This window comes from Rugosimonospora acidiphila, assembly GCF_039543385.1.
Lineage (GTDB): Bacteria > Actinomycetota > Actinomycetes > Mycobacteriales > Micromonosporaceae > Rugosimonospora > Rugosimonospora acidiphila.
Map to the genome: position 1 here is coordinate 34677 of NZ_BAABJQ010000028.1, position 18320 is coordinate 52996.

13 protein-coding genes are annotated in these 18320 nt (G+C 73.1%); 5 read left to right on the forward strand and 8 right to left on the reverse strand.

Translation table 11 applies throughout. The features are described 5' to 3' along the window. Positions 1-504: 504 nt before the first annotated feature. The 3 genes from ABEA87_RS33520 (at position 505) to ABEA87_RS33530 (ending at position 5913) form a co-directional block, all read left to right on the forward strand. Positions 505-2988, forward strand: coding sequence for an FtsK/SpoIIIE domain-containing protein (locus ABEA87_RS33520; RefSeq protein WP_345636515.1), 2484 nt, complete (start codon positions 505-507; stop codon positions 2986-2988). A gap of 13 nt (positions 2989-3001) precedes the next feature. Then, the gene (locus ABEA87_RS33525) at positions 3002-4633 is read left to right on the forward strand and encodes a hypothetical protein (RefSeq protein ID WP_345636517.1); all 1632 of its coding nucleotides are present in this window, start codon (positions 3002-3004) and stop codon (positions 4631-4633) included. A gap of 140 nt (positions 4634-4773) precedes the next feature. After that, positions 4774-5913: a hypothetical protein gene (locus ABEA87_RS33530; protein ID WP_345636519.1), complete on the forward strand. Its 1140-nt coding sequence runs from the start codon at positions 4774-4776 to the stop codon at positions 5911-5913. A 29-nt stretch (positions 5914-5942) separates the two neighbouring features. Here the strand turns inward: ABEA87_RS33530 and folE are convergent, their stop codons facing one another. From folE to ABEA87_RS33550, 4 genes are all read right to left on the reverse strand, one after another. Next, positions 5943-6557: a GTP cyclohydrolase I FolE gene (gene folE / locus ABEA87_RS33535; RefSeq protein WP_345636629.1), complete on the reverse strand. Its 615-nt coding sequence runs from the start codon at positions 6555-6557 to the stop codon at positions 5943-5945. Between the two features lie 62 nt (positions 6558-6619). Then, positions 6620-8623, reverse strand: a complete 2004-nt coding sequence (gene ftsH, locus ABEA87_RS33540; protein ID WP_345636521.1) for an ATP-dependent zinc metalloprotease FtsH — start codon at positions 8621-8623, stop codon at positions 6620-6622. Between the two features lie 236 nt (positions 8624-8859). Beyond that, the gene (gene hpt / locus ABEA87_RS33545; RefSeq protein WP_345636523.1) at positions 8860-9432 is read right to left on the reverse strand and encodes a hypoxanthine phosphoribosyltransferase; all 573 of its coding nucleotides are present in this window, start codon (positions 9430-9432) and stop codon (positions 8860-8862) included. A 531-nt stretch (positions 9433-9963) separates the two neighbouring features. Continuing rightward, positions 9964-10098 carry a hypothetical protein gene (locus ABEA87_RS33550; RefSeq protein WP_345636525.1) on the reverse strand — a complete coding sequence of 45 codons (135 nt, stop codon included), beginning with the start codon at positions 10096-10098 and terminating at the stop codon, positions 9964-9966. Between the two features lie 204 nt (positions 10099-10302). Between ABEA87_RS33550 and ABEA87_RS33555 the strand changes: the two genes are divergently transcribed. Further along, entirely contained in the window at positions 10303-11262 is a 960-nt protein-coding gene (locus tag ABEA87_RS33555) for a GlxA family transcriptional regulator (protein ID WP_345636527.1), read from the forward strand. Between the two features lie 54 nt (positions 11263-11316). On the opposite strand, the gene ABEA87_RS33560 is transcribed toward ABEA87_RS33555, so the two are convergent. The 4 genes from ABEA87_RS33560 to dacB all read right to left on the reverse strand — a co-directional run bounded on the left by ABEA87_RS33560 (position 11317) and on the right by dacB (position 17166). Further along, the gene (locus ABEA87_RS33560; RefSeq protein WP_345636529.1) at positions 11317-12936 is read right to left on the reverse strand and encodes a gamma-glutamyltransferase family protein; all 1620 of its coding nucleotides are present in this window, start codon (positions 12934-12936) and stop codon (positions 11317-11319) included. 52 nt (positions 12937-12988) lie between these two features. Beyond that, the gene (gene tilS / locus ABEA87_RS33565; protein WP_345636631.1) at positions 12989-13969 is read right to left on the reverse strand and encodes a tRNA lysidine(34) synthetase TilS; all 981 of its coding nucleotides are present in this window, start codon (positions 13967-13969) and stop codon (positions 12989-12991) included. Between the two features lie 116 nt (positions 13970-14085). Then, positions 14086-15129, reverse strand: coding sequence for a zinc-dependent metalloprotease (locus ABEA87_RS33570; RefSeq protein WP_345636531.1), 1044 nt, complete (start codon positions 15127-15129; stop codon positions 14086-14088). Between the two features lie 90 nt (positions 15130-15219). Further along, positions 15220-17166 (reverse strand): D-alanyl-D-alanine carboxypeptidase/D-alanyl-D-alanine endopeptidase, encoded by a 1947-nt coding sequence (gene dacB / locus ABEA87_RS33575; RefSeq protein ID WP_345636533.1) that lies wholly within the window; start codon positions 17164-17166, stop codon positions 15220-15222. Positions 17167-17380: 214 nt separating this feature from the next. Between dacB and ABEA87_RS33580 the strand changes: the two genes are divergently transcribed. Then, entirely contained in the window at positions 17381-18241 is an 861-nt protein-coding gene (locus tag ABEA87_RS33580; protein WP_345636535.1) for a hypothetical protein, read from the forward strand. Positions 18242-18320: the final 79 nt, after the last annotated feature.

Sequence of the window (18320 nt, forward strand, 5' to 3'; positions counted from 1 at the left end):
ATCGACGGCGGCGCCGTGGGCAGCGGTGGGATCAGCGGCGGAAGGACGTCCGGGACCGGGGCATCGGAGGGCGCCGCACCCGCTGTGCCCGGCGGGAGCGGGCCCGGCGGGAGCGGGCCCGGCGGGAGCGGGCCCGGCGGGGGCGGGCCGGGTGCCGGTGGTGGCGCGTCGGCCGGCCGCTGGACCGGCACCACCTGACCGGTCTCAACCGGATTGTCCGACGGCGGCGGCGAATCCACCCGTCGAGAGTAGCGGATCGTCCGGTTTGCCGGCGGGGTTCGCCGACCCCCTTTCCACCCGCGACCGACCGGCCCACCGGCCCCACCACGATGCGCCCCGGGCCTGCTCACGGCGTGCGCGCGGCCCGCCGCACGCGGCACCCGGCCGCATCGCGCCCACCCCGTTCGCCATTGTCAAACCGTGGCTTCCCCGGGACACGCCAGCCGGTACCGGCCCGGCGCCGGGTCCACTGGGATACCTTCATGCCCGAGGAGGTGACCAGCGGTGGCGAGGCTTCGGGCAAGCATCGAGCACGCCGCCGCCCTGCATCGCCGCGCCGCCGCCAGCGCCGAGGCCGCGGGGCGCGGCCTGGACCAGGTGAGCGGCACCGACCTCGACGCCGCGCAGCGCGACATCGTCGTGGACCTGGCCGCCGCCGCGGCGCGGCTGATCCCGGGCTGGCTGGGCGCCCCGCTCGACCAGGCGCCGCCGCCGGCCGTTCCCGGTGCCGGCGCCGAACGCCCGACCCACGTCCGGATCGGCTTCGCCCGACCGCTCGACGACGCCGAGTTCCCGGTCGTCGTGCCGACCGCCGGGCACCTCGTCATCGACGCGGAGCGCAGCGACCCGCGCGGCGACGGATTGCTGCGCAGCGTGGTGCTGCGGCTGGTCGCCGCGCATCCGGCCGGCACCCTGCGGCTACGCGCGGTCGACCCGTCGGGCACCGTGTTCGCCGCGTTCCAGGCACTCGTTCCCGCCGGCCTGATGCGCGAACCGGCGAGCGACGCCGCCGGGCTGCGGGCCGTGCTCGGCGAGGCGGAGCAGTGGGTACGGCAGCCGAGCCGCCGGTACGCGCTGCTGCTGGCCATCGCGCGCCTGCCGCACTCGGTCGACGACTCCGACCTGGCCCGCATCGCCGCCCTCGCGGACTCGGCACAGGGCACCGGGCTGCAGCTGGTCGTCGGCGGGTGGCCGCCGGAAGACCCGGCGGACGGGGCCGATGCCGTGCCGCGTTCCCCCCTGCCGCACAGCACGCTGGTCTCGCTGCGCCGCCGGTACCCGCTGGTCTCCGACCCACCGATGGGCAGCTTCGGAGCCAGCGGCTCGCTGGACGTCCCGGTCGTCCTCGACCCCGACCCGCCCGCGTCGACCGTCCGGTCGGTCTGCGAGCGGATCGCCACGCACGCCGAGTCGGGCAGCCCGACGCTGACCGAGTTGCTGCCGGACCAACTCTGGCAGGAAAGCTCCGCCGAGGGGCTGGCGGTGATCGTCGGGAGGGCCGGCGGCAACCCGCTCACCCTGCGGCTGTCCGACCTCACGCCGCACTGGTTGATCGGGGGGCGGGCCGGGTCCGGGAAGACCGCGTTCATGGTCAATGTCCTTTATGGGCTGTCCACTCGGTACGGTCCCGATCAGCTCACCCTGTACCTGCTCGACCTGAAGGAGGGCGGGGGCTTCACCGAGTTCGTACCGACCGAGGGCGAGCCGAGCTGGATACCGCACGCCCGCGCGGTCGCCGTGGAGTCCGATCGGGATTACGGCCGGGCGGTGCTGCGCGAACTCGATGCCGAGCTGACCGCGAGGGCGGACGCGCGCCAGGACGGCGGCCCCGGCCGGTTCGCTGACCTGCGCCGGGGTGCGGAGCTGCCCCGGATCGTGTGCGTGATCGACGAGTTCCAGGTGCTGGTGCAGGCCAACGACGGGCCCGCCCGCGAATGCCTCACGCTGCTGGAATCGTTGGCCCGCAAGGGGCGCTCGTACGGCATCCACCTGATCCTGGCCAGCCGGACCGCCCGGGACGTGGAGGCGCTGCACGCCCGGCGCGACTCCCTCTTCGGCCAGTTTCCGGTCCGGATCGCCCTGCCCGGCGGCGCCGACGTGCTCGACCCGCGCAATCAGGCGGCCGGCCCACTCGGCCTGGGTGAGGCGATCGTCAACACGGCGGGCGGCCTCGGTGGGCCGGCCGGTGCGTCCCGGGCACACGAGCGGCGGATGGAGTTCCCCGACCCGTACGCCGATCCGGACATACCAGTCGCGGTGCGACACAAGCTCTGGGAGAAGCGGCCCGACGACCACGGTCCCTGCGTGTTCTACGCCAGCGCCCAGGCACACCTGCCCGCTGCGCTTCCGGCGAGCCGGGTCAGGACGGCGTACCTGGGCCGGAAGATCGACGTACCGCTGTCTCTGGCCGATTTCCCGCTGGACGGGTCGCCGGGACGGCACCTCGCGGTGCTGGGGCCCAGCGAACTCGGCGCCGACCTGCTCGACGCCGCCGCCCGTTCGCTGGCCGCGCAGCACCGGCCGGGCACGGCACATTTCGTCATCGCCCCGCTCATCGCCGCGGTCGAGCCGGTGACCGCCAGACTCGCGGCGGACCTCGAGGCCGCCGGGCACCACGTCACCGTCGATCGGTCACCGCAGTGCCCGGAGCGGGACGGCTACCTGTTCGGGTTCGGGCTCGACGGCGTACCGGCCGACGCCACGATCGACCTGTCGGGCGTGCTGCGAGACGGGCCGGCGAACCGGGTACACGTGTTCGGCTGGTGGCGCGGGCTGCGCCGGTTCGCCGAGGACACCGGCGGGCGGTCGTCGCCGGACGCTGTCGCGGGACTGGTACTGCTCAACGTGCCGGCCGCGGACGCGGCGATCCTCCTTCACGAACCCGGCCTCGGCTGGCAGCCCCGGCCCAACCGGGCCCTGCTGCACGACCGGCACAGCGGTAGCACCGAGGTCATCGTCCCGTTCATCCACGGTGGACGGCCGGCGTGAGCGGACGGTCGGCGTGAGCGCCTGGGAGGACTACCTGACCGCCGCGCAGCGGCTGGACAGGGTACGCCGCGAGGCGGCGTCGGTGACCGATGCCGAGACCGCCTCGGCCAAGGCCGCCCAGGAGGAGTTGGCGGCGGTACGCCGCGGCCTCGATCTCCAACGGGAGCGCCTGCTGGTGGTCGCGCTGCGGGCGGGGCTTCCCGCACCGGTACTCACGCCGGCCGGCGCCGGCGCCGGCCCGCTCACCGCCACGGGCACCCGGCCCGGGACCGGCCCCGACTCCTACCCGGACGGCGACACCTACCCGGTGGACGACTCCCGCTTCGTGGACGAGGACGGTTCCGGCCCGGCCGGCGACCTCGACGCCGGCCCGAACGACGGCTCTGAGAGGGACGACGCGGGCAACGGCGGCGACGCCCCAGCCACGGGGATGGACACCGGCGAGGCCGACCGCGGCGACGCTCTCAACGGCCCCCGCGACACGGCCGACGGCCCCGGCGGCACGGCCGACGGCCCTGGCGGCACGGCCGACGGCCCTGGCGGCACGGCCGACGGCCCTGGCGGCATGGTCGAGGTTGGCAGCCCGCTCGTTGACGGCGTCGGTGACAGGGCCCCCCGGTTCGGTGACCCGGATGGCACGCCCAGCGACGCCGACCGTACGCCCAGCGATGTGACCGACCTGCCCAGCGACGCCGACCGCACGCGCGGCGACGCGCAGGACATGCCTGGCAACGCGGGCGGCACGGCCGGCGACGCGGAAGGCCGCGAGCCCGCGGCCGGGCCGCGCAGCACCTACGAATCCCTGACCGGCAAGCTGAGGGCCGCCGGATCCCGAACCGTCAGGCGGTCGACCGGCAAGGTATGGGCCGCTGGGCTGGGGGCCGCCAGATCCGGTGCCACCAGGCTGGGGACCGCCGGGCGCGACGCCGCCAGGCTCGGTGTCGCCGGAATCCAGGCGGCCAGCCGGCGCCGACCAGGCCGGCTCGGCGCGGGCAGGTCAACCGCCGACCCGCTCAGCACCGACCGACTCGGTGGCGACGCGCTCGGTCTCGACCCGCTCAGCGCCGACCCGCTCAGCGCCCACCCGCTCAGCGCCGACCCGCTCAGCGCCGACTGGCTCGGTGCCGGCCGGCGCGGGAGCGACGGCGACCCTCCCCCGGCTCCGCTGCCCTTCGACCCTGAACTCGGCGACCCTGAACTCGGCGACTTCGACCTTGGCGCGCCGGACCCGGCCGGCGCGCGGCACGACCCGGTGCGGCGGCTGCGTGCCGCCAGGGCCGACCTGGCGGCGGCCGACGCCATCCTGTCCGAGCTCGACCGGCCGCACCCCGCGCGTACGTTGGCGCACCGGCCGGAGGCACGGCGCAACGCGCCCATCTACGGCGGTTTCGCGCTGTTGGTGCTGGCCGTGCAGGTCACGCTGTTCGTCACCCTGAGGCACACCCTGCTGTCCATGGTGGCGACCGCCTTCGGCGCGCTTCTGCCGCTGCTCGGCTTCGGGCTGTCCTGGTTGCTCATCGGCTTGATATCCGCGCGGGACGGGCGGCGGCCGACCGAGCGCACCCCGCTGCTCGGGGCCGCCATCAGCCTGGCGCCGGTCGTCGTGCTCTGGGCGGGCATCGCCATCGCCGCTCTGCTGCGGTGACCGCCCGGCGCCGATAGGCTCCCAGCATCTAGGACACTCGCGCCCGATTCGTCGGAAGTTATCCACAGTCGACGATGAACCGTTGCCGCCCTGAGGTGGACCGCGTCTCATGGACGCATCCGTCAAGCGAGGGGGCCATCGTGGAGTTCAGTGTCAACAGCGCCGCGTTGACCGGTCTGGTGGAGATGCTGGACCGTCGCTGGCAGGACTACGAGTCGGGCAGGACCTATCTGAAGGCCAACGCGCACTTCTCCGTCACCGGCGAGGGCGTGCTCAACCTGATCCACGGCCAGCACCAAAAGATCGTGAACGAGATCGACGCCTTCCTGTCGACCGCCGCCCAGGGGTTCGCCGGCCCCTGTTCGACGGCCGTGGCGCAGGCCAACTCGCTCTACCGTCGCAGCGATCTGGCGGCCGTCGCGCGCAACGACGCCACGATGCCGGCGCCCCCGGCCCCCAACTCCCAGTGCCCGCCCGATCCCGTGCCGGCGCCCGGCCCCGGCGCCGCCCGGGCCGACCCCGGGCTCGGGCCGGGCGTCTTCTCCGACCCGGTGTGCCCCAGCTCCTGGTACCGGCAGCCGCCCGATCACCGGTCGGACTACCCCTGCCAGTTCAGCTGCTTCGACGCGGTCAGCCCGACCGGCTGGGGCCGCGAGATGATCTGGCGGATCACCGGGCTGGCCGCGAGGTTCGGGCTGATCGACCGGCCCTACGACGTGTTGATGGAGGCCGTCGAGCCGCTGTGCGGCGATTGGGCGGGATACCTCGCCTGCGCCGACGTCTATGACAACCTCGCCGGCGCGATCAACGACACCGCGCGGTGCATGGTCGAGGGCGGTGACGCGATCGCCCGGGTCTGGACGGGCAACGCCGCCGAGGCCTGCGCGCAGGGCATGGGGAGGTTCGCCACGGAGCTGACCAGCGCCGTCGCCCCGCTGCACCGGACCGCCACGGCCTACCGTGAGGTAGCCGAGGGGGTCTATCTACAGGCCGAGGTGGTTGCGGCGGCCCTGACGATGATCCTTGACACGATGGTCGAGTCCGCGCTCCAACCGGAGACCTTGGGGCTGTTGGAGCCGTTCGAGCTGGCGACAGAGGTGTCCGACCTCATCCGGATCGTGGAGAAGATCCGCGAGATCGGGCGGCTGGTGGCCCGGGCGCGGGACGTCGCGGACGCCTCGATGAACACGGCCAGCAGCGGGCTCGACGGGTTCGGCGTGGTCAGCGACCGGCACCCGGTGCCGGTGCTCGCCCCCACCGTGCCGGCCCTGCCGGGCTGAGCACCGTCCAGCCCCGGTGAGCACAAGTCCTAACGGATGATCAGGCTCATCGCCTCGGCGCGCGACTTCGCATCGCTGCGGAAGAGCCCTCGGACGGCCGAGGTCACGGTACGGGAGCCGACCTTGTGGACGCCGCGCATCGCCATGCACAGGTGCTCACATTCGAGCACCACAATCACGCCGCGCGGGTCGAGCCGTTCGGTGAGCAGGTCGGCGATCTGGACCGTGAGCCGCTCCTGCACCTGCGGGCGCCGGGCGAACACGTCGACCAGCCGCGCCAGCTTCGACAGCCCGGTGATCCGCCCATCCTCACCGGGGATGTACCCGATGTGCGCGACGCCGTGGAAGGGCAGCAGATGATGCTCGCAGAGGCTGAACACCTCAATGTCCCGGACCAGCACCAGCTCTTCGTGGTTGGCGTCGAACGAGGTGGCCAGGACCTTGGCCGGATCCGCCCGAAGTCCGGCGAACAGCTCAGCGTAGGCGTGTGCCACCCGGGTGGGTGTCTTCAGCAGGCCGTCACGATCGGGATCCTCGCCGATGGCGACCAGGATCTCCCGCACCGCGGCCTCGATGCGCTTAAGGTCGATCGCCTGCTCAAGGGGCTTCCCACCGAGCCGCCCGCCAATGAGGCGGGCGGCCAGGTAGTCGAGCTCTTCGTCGTCGAAGTCGTCCGGCTCGGTCGCCGAATCAACTTCCGGCCCGGTCAGTGGTTGCCGTCCGTGCCCGGACCGCCAACCCGCGCCTCCGCGCCATCTGCCTCCGCCTGCGCCTTGAGCCGGTCCCTCTCGGACGGCGTGAGCACCGGCGGCTGGTCGGACGGCTGGCGCTTGCCGAAGCCGTTGTACGGCGCCATCGGCGGCCGCTTGACCACTCGCGCGCAGATCCGGGCCATGTCCGCCTGGGAGATGGTCTCCTTCTCGATCAACTCCAGCACGATGTTGTCGAGCACGTCGCGGTATTCGACCAGGATCTCCCAGGCCTCGTCGTGGGCCAGTTCGATCAGGGTCCGCACCTCACCGTCGATCTCGGCGGCAACCGCGTCGGAGTAGTCGCGCTGGTGGCCCATCGTCCGGCCGAGGAACGGCTCGTTGTCGTTCTGGCCGTACTTGACGGCACCCAGCTTCGAGCTCATGCCGTACTCGGTGATCATGGCCCGGGCGATCGCCGTGGCCTTCTCGATGTCGTTCCCGGCACCTGTGGTCGGCTCGTGGAAGACCAGTTCCTCGGCCGCCCGACCGCCCAGCGCGTAGGCCAGGGTGTCGACCATCTCGGCCCGGGTCTGGGTGTACTTGTCCTCGGTCGGGAGCACCAGGGTGTGCCCGAGTGACCGGCCACGCGGCAGGATCGTCACCTTGTGTACCGGAGCCGAGTGCGGCAGCGCCCACGCGACCAGTGCGTGCCCACCCTCGTGGTAGGCGGTGATCTTCTTTTCGCTGTCGCTCATGGCGCGGGTACGCCGCTCGGGGCCGGCGATCACGCGGTCGATCGACTCCTCGAGGAAGTCGTTGTTGATCGCCCGCTTGTCGTTGCGGGCGGTCAGCAGCGCGGCCTCGTTGATCACGTTGGCCAGGTCGGCACCGGTGAAGCCCGGGGTGCGCCGCGCCACCGCGTCGAGGTCGACGTCCGGCGTGAACGGCTTGCCCTTGGCGTGCACCCGGAGGATCGCCTTGCGGCCCTCCATGTCCGGGGTGTCCACCGCGATCTGCCGGTCGAAGCGGCCGGGGCGCAGCAGCGCCGGGTCCAGGATGTCGGGCCGGTTGGTGGCCGCGATCAGGATCACGCCGCCCTTGGTGTCGAACCCGTCCATCTCAACCAGCAGCTGGTTGAGGGTCTGCTCGCGCTCGTCGTGCCCACCGCCGAGGCCGGCGCCACGGTGTCGGCCGACGGCGTCGATCTCATCGACGAAGACGATGGCCGGGGCGTTCGCCTTGGCCTGCTCGAACAGGTCGCGCACGCGGGAGGCACCGACACCGACGAACATCTCGACGAAGTCGGAGCCGGAGATTGAGTAGAACGGCACGCCGGCCTCGCCCGCCACGGCGCGAGCCAGCAGCGTCTTGCCGGTACCGGGCGGACCGAACAGCAGGACACCCTTCGGGATCTTGGCACCGAGAGCCTGGTACTTCCCCGGATTTTGCAGGAAGTCCTTGATCTCGTGCAGCTCTTCAACGGCCTCCTGCGAGCCGGCCACGTCGGCGAACGTGGTCTTCGGTGTGTCCTTGGCGACGAGCTTGGCCTTGGACTTGCCGAAGTTGAGGACCCGGGAGCCACCGCCCTGCATCTGCGACATGAACAGCAGGAGCAGGATCACCAGCACAGCGATCGGCAGCAGGTTCACCAGAACGCTCAGCAGGACGCTGTCCTTGCTGACCTTGGTGTCGAAGCTGTCGATCTTCTTCTGCGCCTTGGCCTGAGCGACATCGTTGTAGATCTCGTTCATGGTCAGGGCAGGGAACTGCGCCTGGATCTTGTCGGTGGACGTGCCGTTGAAGGCTTCCTTGTGCCGCAGATCAAGATCGACAGTCTGCTCCTTGTCCTCGATGAGGACCTTGGAGACGTTGCCGCTGCCGAGCTGGCTGACGACATCGGAAGAGTTGACCTTGGTGTAGGAGGCTCCGCCGCTGAATAGCGTGCTCAGGGCGATCGCACCAATGATCACGAGGACCAGCCAGACCCACGGCCGGCGGAAGAAACGGGTTCGTTCCATGGTCTTGTCGGGCGCTGTGCGCCCAGCCCCTCCAGATCGTGAGACCGCTGCCTGCCGGGGCCGTTGAGACCGACCGGTCGTGCCGGGTTTTCCCGGAACACGAAGCCGATCCGGAACCTTCCGCCTCGGTTATTCGACGGTACACCGTGGCTTCGGAGGTTGGGCTACGGCATCCGGCACTGAGCCCGCAATGGCGACAAAACGGATTATGCTGTGCGGCGAATCTCAGCGTGATCTCAGGCTCGGGCGTAGACGGACGACTTCAGTACTCCAACATACGGCAGTTCCCGGTACCGCTCCGCGAAGTCCAGGCCATAACCCACCACAAACTCATTCGGAATGTCGAAGCCGACGTACTTGACCGGAATGTTCACCTTAATGGCGTCCGGCTTGCGCAGCAGCGCCACCACCTCCACGGAGGCGGCCGACCTGCTGCTCAGGTACTTCAGCAGCCAGGACAGGGTCAGCCCGGAGTCGACGATGTCCTCCACCACGATCACGTGCCGGCCGGCGATGTCCCGGTCCAAGTCTTTCAGGATGCGCACGATCCCGGACGAGGTAGCCCGCTGCCCGTACGAGGAGACGGCCATGAACTCCATTTCGACCGGCCGGCCGTGCCGGCCCATCGCCCGCGCGAAGTCGGCCATGAACATCACCGCGCCCTTGAGCACGCCCACGAGCAGGACCCCGTCGACTCGCCGGTAGTCCTCGGCGACCTGCTTCGCCAGCTCCGCGGTCTTGTCCCGGATCTGATCCTCAGAAACGATCACACGGTCGATGTCCGTGTCGTACCAGCTTCCCTCGCCCATAAGTACCAGCCTGCCGTATGCGGCTCGGCGCGGAGCGGCCGGGTGCACCCTCGCCCGGCCTCGGTCGCCCGGGCGGCGGGCTCGGCCCGACGCCGGCGCGTCGTGACCCACCCCGACCGCGCGGGCCCCGTGCACAGCGGGGCCCGCGCGGCGGTCCCCCGGTCCATCGGACCGGGTAGCCCATCGGACAAGCACCGGGCGAGCCGGCGGACCCGGGACGTCCCGCCCCGGAGCGCGGCAACGACCGGGCACCGTGACGGCCGACACCGCGGCGCGGGACCCACGGCCGGCGAGGCACGGCCGCGGCGGATCACCACGGCGGATCACCGCGACCGGTCGCCACATTGGACCGGGTGGAACCGCGAAGGCCGGCACGCCCAACGGCGCCCCGACATTCCGACCCCGTCGTGCCGTTCCTGTGGGACCCGTCCGGGCCACCGGCGCCGGTGCCGGTGCCGCCGCTTCCACGGCGGCACCGAGGTGTTGCCCGGCCGGACCGATCAACGGGTGGCCCGGTCACGGTCGGTGACTTCAGCCCTCGCCCGGGGAGCGGCGGAAACCGCTACTCGACGGACGCCAGTCGGCGAAGTCCCGGCTGTCCGCTGTCCACCGTAACGCGCTCGCGATGACCAGGAAGATGATGAAGGCAGGCAGAAACATGTCCATGACGGCGGTACACCTCTCCTCAGGTGATGCTGTCTGTTACCGCCGGTGCGCACCGGACCCATTCGACCCTGCGGGTCGGTGACCCGATCGCGAGTGCCAACCGCGGGGAACTGGTTCCAATATCCCGCCCGGCAACCATGAGCAGCAGTGGCAGAAATGCCCACTAGCGTCGATTTCCTGCCACCCGGGTGCTAACCTACATTCATGATCAGCAAAGTCGCGGTAGTGGCTCTCGATCAGATAGCCCCCTTTGAGCTGGGCGTGCTGTGCGAGGTCTTCGGCACCGACCGGACCATGGACGGCTTCCCCAAGTACGACTTCACCGTCTGCTCGGCCGACGGCGGCCCGGTCGCCAGCCAGTCCGGGTTCCAGATCACGCCCGGGGCGGACCTCGCCCCGCTGGCCGACGCCGACCTGGTCGCGGTGCCCGCGCACCCGATCGGCACCCCGGTGCCCGACCTCGTCCTCGACGCGCTGCGCGCCGCCGCCGACCGGGGCGCCCGCCTGCTGAGCGTGTGCTCCGGCGCGTTCGTGCTCGGCGAGGCGGGCCTGCTCGACGGTCGCCGGTGCGTCACCCACTGGATGTACGCCGACCGGCTGGCCCAACGCTTCCCGGCCGCGTTTGTCCAGTTGGGCGCCCTGTACGTCGAGGACGGGCCGGTGCTGACCAGCGCGGGTACGGCCGCCGGGATCGATCTCTGCCTGCACCTGGTACGCAGCGTGCACGGCTCCGAGATCGCCACCAAGCTGGCCCGGCGGATGGTCGTGCCGCCGCACCGCGAGGGCGGTCAGGCGCAGTACGTGGAGGCCCCGCTGCCCAAGGCGCCCGAGGCGCCGACCCTCCAGCCGCTGCTCGCCTGGTTGGTGGAGAACCTCGATCAACCGGTCGACGTGGACACCCTGGCCCGGCGGGCACACATGGCGCCGCGTACCTTCGCCCGCCGGTTCCGGGCCGAGACCGGCACCACCCCGCACGACTGGGTGACCGGGCAGCGCCTCCTGCTGGCCCGGCGGCTGCTGGAGGAGACCGACCTGGGGGTGGAGTCGGTCGCCACCAAGGCCGGCTTCGGCGACGCGGCCGTGCTACGACACCACTTCAGCCGCCGGCTCGGCAGCTCGCCGCACGCCTACCGGTCCACGTTCCGGGACCGGGCCGGCCGCTAGCGGTCGCCCGCCGGTACCCGGCGCCGGGCGCGTGGACCGACCTGGGCCGACCGGTCAGTACCCGATCGCGCAGCCGTCCGCACGGGGCTCGGAGCCGGCCACGTACCCGCCGGCGGGCAGCCGCCAGATCGCCTGCCCGTACCCGTACACGTTCGAATCCTCGACGCTGACCTGGTGCCCGCGCCGCTGGAGCGACTCCGCGTCGATGCCGGGCTCGACCATGACCTCCCGCCCGGCATGCCAGTACCAGCGCGGCGCGTCCAGCGCGGCCTGGGGATCCAACCCTTCGTCCACAGTGGACATGATCAGCTGGACGTGGCCCTGCGGCTGCATGTGGCCGCCCATCACGCCGAACGGCCCGACCGGCTGCCCGTCGCGGGTAAGGAACCCCGGGATGATGGTGTGGAACGGCCGCTTCCCGGGTGCCGCCACGTTGGGGTGCCCGGCCTCCAGCGCGAACCCGGCGCCCCGGTTCTGCAGGCCGAAGCCGGTGCCGGGGGCCACCACGTAGGAGCCGAAACCCATGTAGTTGGACTGGATCAGGCTGACCATCATGCCGTCGCTGTCGGCGGCGCACAGGTAAACGGTGCCGCCCTTCGCCGGGTCGCCGGGCGCCGGGTCGCCGGCGGTCTCGCCGATCAACGCGCGACGCGCCCGCGCGTACTCGGGGTCGAGCATGCCGGCCAGCGGCACCGGTCCGGCGGCGGGATCCGCGACGTAGGCGTGCGCGTCGGCGAAGCCCAGCTTCATCGCCTCGATCTGCCAGTGCGTGCGCTGCTCGGCGCTTGCCGACGACACGTCCAGGCCGTCGAGGATGTTCAGGGCCATGAGCGCCGCCACGCCCTGGCCGTTGGGCGGCAGCTCCCACACGTCGTACCCGCGGTAACCGGCCCGGATCGGCTCCACCCAGTCCGAGGTGTGCTTGGCCAGGTCGTCGGCGGTCAGCAGCCCGCCGGTCCCGGCGGCGAACCCGGCCAGTTCGGCGGCGATCGAGCCCCGGTAGAACTCCTCCGCCCGGGATTCGGCGATCAGCCGCAGCGTCCTCGCCGCGTCCGGGTTGCGCCACAGCTCGCCGGCCGTGGGGGCCCGACCGTCCACGGTGAACACGCGGCCCCACTCCGCGAACTCGGGACCGGACAGCGTGCGCCACTGCTCGACCGAGCGGGCCCAGTAGTACGCCACCATCGGGGACACCGGGTACCCGCCGGCCGCGTACCCGATCGCGTCCGTGAACAGCTCCTCGAACGGCAGCGCCCCGAACCGGCCGTGCAGGTCACGCCAGCCGGCCGGCACGCCGGGTACGGTCACCGGCAGCCAACCGCGCACCGGCATCGCCGCGTCGACCGCGCCCTGGGCGCCACCGAGCGCGGCGCGCGCCGGCGGCGCCGCCGCCTCCCGGGCCAGCTCGAGCGTCAGCCCGGCCGGGGCGCGGCCGGAGGCGTTGAGCCCGTGCAGCTGGTTGCCGTCCCACACGATCGCGAACAGGTCGCCGCCGATGTCGTTGGAGCCGGGCTGCACGACGGTCAGCGTGATGGCGGTCGCCAGCGCCGCGTCGACGGCGTTGCCCCCTCGTCGGAGCACGGCGAGGCCGGCGGCCGCGGCGAGCGGCTGGCTGGTGGCGACCGCGCCCCGGGGCGCGTACAACGGCTTGCGGGTAAGGCTCGGTAGCGGCACGAGACCATTTCACTCGCGGACCGTGAAGATCCGCTAGGCGGATGCCGAAATGTTATGAATGAGCGGCCAGCCGATGCCCCCGCCGGCCGACCTCGATCCCGCCGGGTAACGAAACCGGACCCTGACCGTGCCAGTCGGTGACGAGCGCGTCCAGCGCGTCGATGTGGATGGAGGACAGCGCCGCCCCCGGGGCGCCCAGCCGCAGCGCGAGGTCACGCAGGACCCGGGTGCGCACGGCGGCCGGCAGCCCGGTCAACGCGGCCACGTCCAGCGAACCGTCCGGCTCGGTGGCCGCGGTGCCGGCCGAGGCGGCGAGCGCGTCCAGCGCCTCCACGTCGGCGGCCACCAGCCTGGCGGTGCGGGCGAGGTTGTCCACCAGATCCGGCCCGAGCGTGTCGACCAGCACCGGCAGGGCGGCCCGCAGCCTCGACCTCGCGTACGCCGGGTCCGCGTTGTGCGGATCCTCCCACGGGCTCAGCCCAAGATCGGTACAGGCGGCGCGGGTCTGCGCCCTGGACACCGCCAGAAACGGCCGGATGAACGGCACGCCGTCGATGATCCGGCGGTTCCGCATCCCCGCGATGCCGCGCGGCCCGCCGCCCCTGGCCAGCGCCAGCAGTACCGTCTCCGCCTGGTCGTCCCGGGTGTGCCCGAGCAGTACGGCGACGGCCGAGAGCCGCGCCGCGGTGCCGGCCAGCGCCTCGTACCGGGCCGCCCGCGCCGCCGCCTCAGGCCCGCCGGCACCGTCCACGGTCACCGGTACCGCCACGGCCGGTTCGAGCCCGACCCGGCCCGCCCAGCAGGCGACCTCGGCGGCCCGCTCGGCGGAGCCAACCTGCAGCCCGTGGTCAACAGTGATCAGGCCGGCCCGCCGGCCGGAGCGTGGCGCGACGAACGCCAACGCGCTGGCCAGCGCCAACGAGTCGGCCCCACCCGAGCACGCGGCCAGGACGAGTCCGCCGGGCTGCACGCCGGCGAGCGCCTGCCGCACGGCCAGGCGGCAGGCCGCCACCGCCGGGGACAGGGCGGCCATCACCCCACCGCCGTCGCGGCGGGCCACCGGGCTGGAGGCACGGCCGGCCACGTCGGGAACGCCGCCGACGGTGCCGGGAGGGCTGCCGGGCGGTCCGAGCGATGGATCAACGAGGCTCAGCCGTGCACGCGGGCGACCCAGGCATCCGGGTCGCTCAGCTCGTCCAGGTACGGCAGGGTCAACGGCGAGTCCCACACGCGGTTGAAGCCGGCCATGCCGACCCGCTCCACCACGCCGTGCACGAACTTGCGCCCCTCCGCGTACTGACGGAGCTTGACGTCGATGCCGAGCAGCCGGCGCATCACCCGCTCCACCGGGTTGCCACCCTCGCGGCGCTGGTTGAACCGCGACCGGATCTCCTCCACGCTCGGCACCACCTCGGGGCCCACGCCGTCCATCACGAACTCGGCGTGCCCCTCCAGCAGCGTCATCACCGAGGTCAGCCGATCCAGCACGGCCGCCTGGGCCGGCGTCTGCACCAGGTCGAGAACCGATGCCCGGCTGTCCGGGTTGCGAACGGCGTCGGCCAGCGCGGCCACCCCGTGGCGCAGCCGGTCGACGATCTGCTCCCCGCCCGACTGGGAGGCGTCGACGAACGAGCGCACCTCACCGAGGAAGTGGCCACGCAGCCACGGTACGGCGGTGAACTGAGTGCGGTGGGTCACCTCGTGGAGGCAGACCCAGAGCCGGAAATCGCGCGGTTCGACGCCGAGCTTGCGCTCCGTCTCGACGATGTTCGGGGCGACCAGCAGCAGCGATCCGGGGTCGGAGGCGAACACCTCGAACTGCCCGAGCACCTTGCCGGACAGGTAGGCCAGCACCGTGCCCGCCTGCACGCCGGTAACCCGGGAGCCGACCACGCTGGTGAACGAGCCCGGTTCACGCTCGCCGGACAGCTTGGCCACCAGCGGGGTGATCACCTGACGGAGCCCGGCGATGTTGACCGCGGCCCAGTCCTTGCGATCGACCACCCGAACCACCTGCTGGCCGGCCGCCGGGGTCAACCCGGTGAAGTCGCGCACGTGGTGCGCGGCCTCGTCGGTCACCCGGCGCAACTCGGCCACGACATCCGCCGCCTCCGAGTAGGACACCGGGGGGCCGGCCTTGCCGAGGGCTCCCGCGGTCGCGGCGGCCAGATCCCAATCGACAAACTGCGCCATGACCCCACCGTACCCGCGCGAGGCCAGGTCCTACCGGTCTCGACCGGAGCGGTCCGTCAGGATTCGCGATTCCGGACAGACCCGGCACCCCTAGGAGACTCCGGCGATCGCCATGGCTATCTGGTCCAACGCCTGCTCGGCCGCGGCGGTACCGCCCGGTATGACGTGGTCCGCCATGACCGCGAAAACCAGCAGACAGCCCCTGGCGTCGACCACGTACCCGGCCAGGCTGCTCACCCCGGTGAGCGTGCCGGTCTTGGCCCGCACGTCCCCCGCGCCCGGGTTGGCGCTCGGGCTCACGAATCGATCCGCCAGGGTCCCCGAGTAGCCGGCCACCGGCAGCCCGGTGAACAGGCTGTGCAGCCGGGGCTGGCCGGGCTGGGCGGCCAGCGAGAGGGCCGCGGTCAGCAGCGCCGGGGTCAGCGTGTTCTGGTGGGACAGGCCACTGCCGTCGACGATGTGTACGCCGCCGACGGGCAGGTCAAGGGCCTTCAGCTCCTGGATGACGGCGGCGGCACCACCGGCGAAGCTGGCCGGCTTGCCCAGCGCCAGGGCGACCTGCCGCGACATCAGCTCCGCGACGGTGTTGTCACTGTTCGCCAGCATCTGTTCCAGGATGCTCACCAGCGGCGGGGACTTGACCACGCCGAGCTCGGTGCCCGGTGCCGGCGCGCCAAACGCCCGGCCCTGGGGCTGGCCGGTGCCTTGGGCGGCGGGCGGACCCGCGGTGCCGGCCGGGCTCTTCGGAGCGGTACCGGCGACGACCGCGCTGGCCGGCACTCCGAGCAGCCTCGCGAAGTCCTGCGCGGCGGCCAGATCCGGGTGCCGGTACCGGGGGGAGTCCCCGGTCTTGGTCGGGTCGATCCGGCCGCCGTCGGTCATCAGGGCGGTGATCCGGGCGGACTGCCCGCCTGCGTCCACGTCGGTCGCCTCCCAGCCCGGCCCCGAATCGGCCCCGGTGAACAGGGAGGTGTCGTAGATGACCTTGTTCGGCCTGGTGCCGCCGAGCGCCTTCTTGACCAGCACGGCCAGGATGTCGAGCCGCGCCGCGCCGGTGTAGGTGCCGTTCGGGCCGGCGGCGAGGGTCGGGTCGCCGCCCCCGATGATCACGACGGAACCGGGCTCCGGCCCGGCGACGACCCGGGTCTGCAGCTGGTACTGGGGGCCACGAAGGGCCAGCAGGGCGGTCGAGGTGACCAGCTTCATGGTCGAGGCGGGCGTGGTGGGGTCGGTCGCGTCCCGGGCGTACAGCTGCTGGCCGGTGGCCGCGTCGGCGACCCGTACGGCGACGTGCCCGCCGAGGTCGCTGTTCGTTACCGGCCCGCTCAGCGCGGCCTCAAGGGCGCTCACCAGCGGTATCGGGGCATTGGAACCGGCGGCGGGCAGCACCGGGGAGGGCGGGGCCGCCAGCAGCATCGGGGGCTGGCCAGCCGACGAGGGCGACGACGCGGGCCTGGTACCGAGTAACCCGGACGGCCCCACCGCCACCAGCCCAGTGGTGATCACGATGACGACCAGCAGCGCGGCGGCGAGGCCGAGCCACAGCCGGCGCCGGCTCCTGAGCGCCCCGGCCGCCGGCACGGGCACCTGCACGGGCGGCACGGTGGCGGACGAGATCGCGGCAGGCGGGACGGCGGGGGGCGGGACGACCGGCGGCACGGTCGGGGTGACCGGACTCCGGCCCGCGGCCGGTACGGGCGCCGATCCCCGCTGCGGCCGGCCCGTGCCGTACAGGGCGCCCGGGGGCGTCCGGATCTCTTGGGTGTCCGGCTCGTCCGGCAGGACCGGGGGCGCGGCGGGCAGCGACGGGCCGGATTGGGGCGAGCCGGGCGGCACGGCGCGCTGTGGCCGGGTCTGGTCGGTGCGAGGCGCCGGTCGGGTCGGTGCCGAGGCGTACGGCGAGCCGGCGGGCGGCGAGGCCTGCTTCGGCGGCGTGGCCCGCGGGGGCTGTTGCCACGCGCTCGCCGGGGGCAGCGGGACGGTCTGGTCGGCCGAGCCCCGCGCGTCGAACCCGGACCCGGTCGAGGGGCGCGGCATCGGGGTCTGGCCGGGGGGCGAGCCGGCCGCGGGTGGTGGTGTCTGCGCCGGCGGTGCCTGTACGGGCGGTGCCTGTACGGGCGGTTTCGGTACGGGCGGTTTCGGTACGGGCGGTTTCGGTGCTGAACTCGCGGGCGGCGGGCTCGCCGCACCGGGCGTCTCCTGCCCGGACGGCCTCGGTCGCCCGGTCTGCCCGGATCGCTGAGGCGACGGCGTGGATGAGGGCCGAGCGGGGGACGGAGCGCCAGACGGCGGTACGGCGGCGACCCTGGCTCGCGCCGATGCGGGCGGCAGCCTGTCGATCGGAGTGAGCGGGGCGGCGGCCGGGCGGGCCTGGCCACCGGGAGCCTCGCCCTCGTTTCCCGCGCCCTCGGTTTTCGTGCCCTCGTTCTCTGCGCCGTCGTTCTTCGCGCCCTCGTTCTTCGCGGCGGCCGGCCAGCTCGAGACGTCGGGCGAGCCCGCTGGCGCCTCGATCGCGGAGGGCGCCTCGATCGCGGAGGGCGCCTCGGTCGGGCCGGACCGCTCGGCCGGCTCACCGGAGTCGCCGGGTGAAGCGCCAGACACCGTGTTGTCCGCCGCGCCCGGCTCGACCGGCCCACCCGGCCCACCCGGCCCACCCGGCTCGACCGGCTCGACCGGCTCGACCGGCTCGACCGGCTCGACCGGCTCGACCGGCTTCGCCGGGGCGCCCGGCGGACCCGCGGACGCCTTACTTTGCGCGGCGGCCGGCTCCGCGAATGGAGGCGAAGCAGAAGGCTCGGCGGCCGGAGGCGGCGCGGACGGCTCCGCGGCCGGGATCGACGCAGCCGGCACGCCGGCCGGGATCGACGCAGCCGGCGCCTCGGGCGGGGGCGGCGCGGATGGCTCAGCGGGTGGAGACGAGCCGGCCGGCTCCTCCGGCGTGGCCGATCCGGCCGGCGGCTCCGGCGGCGGGGCCGATCCGGCCGGCGGCTCCGGCGGCTCTGGCGGCGCGGGCACGCCTGCCGGCGAGGCAGGGGACGCCTCGTCGGCCGTGGCGGTCTCCGAAGCGGCCGGCTCTGCCGGCTGTGTGGGCCCGGCGGGCGGAGCGGGTTGATTTGGTGGAACGGTGGGGGCCGGGCTCTCGGGCGGGGCGGTGGCCGCCGCCATATCCGGCACGCTCGGCTCGCTCGCCT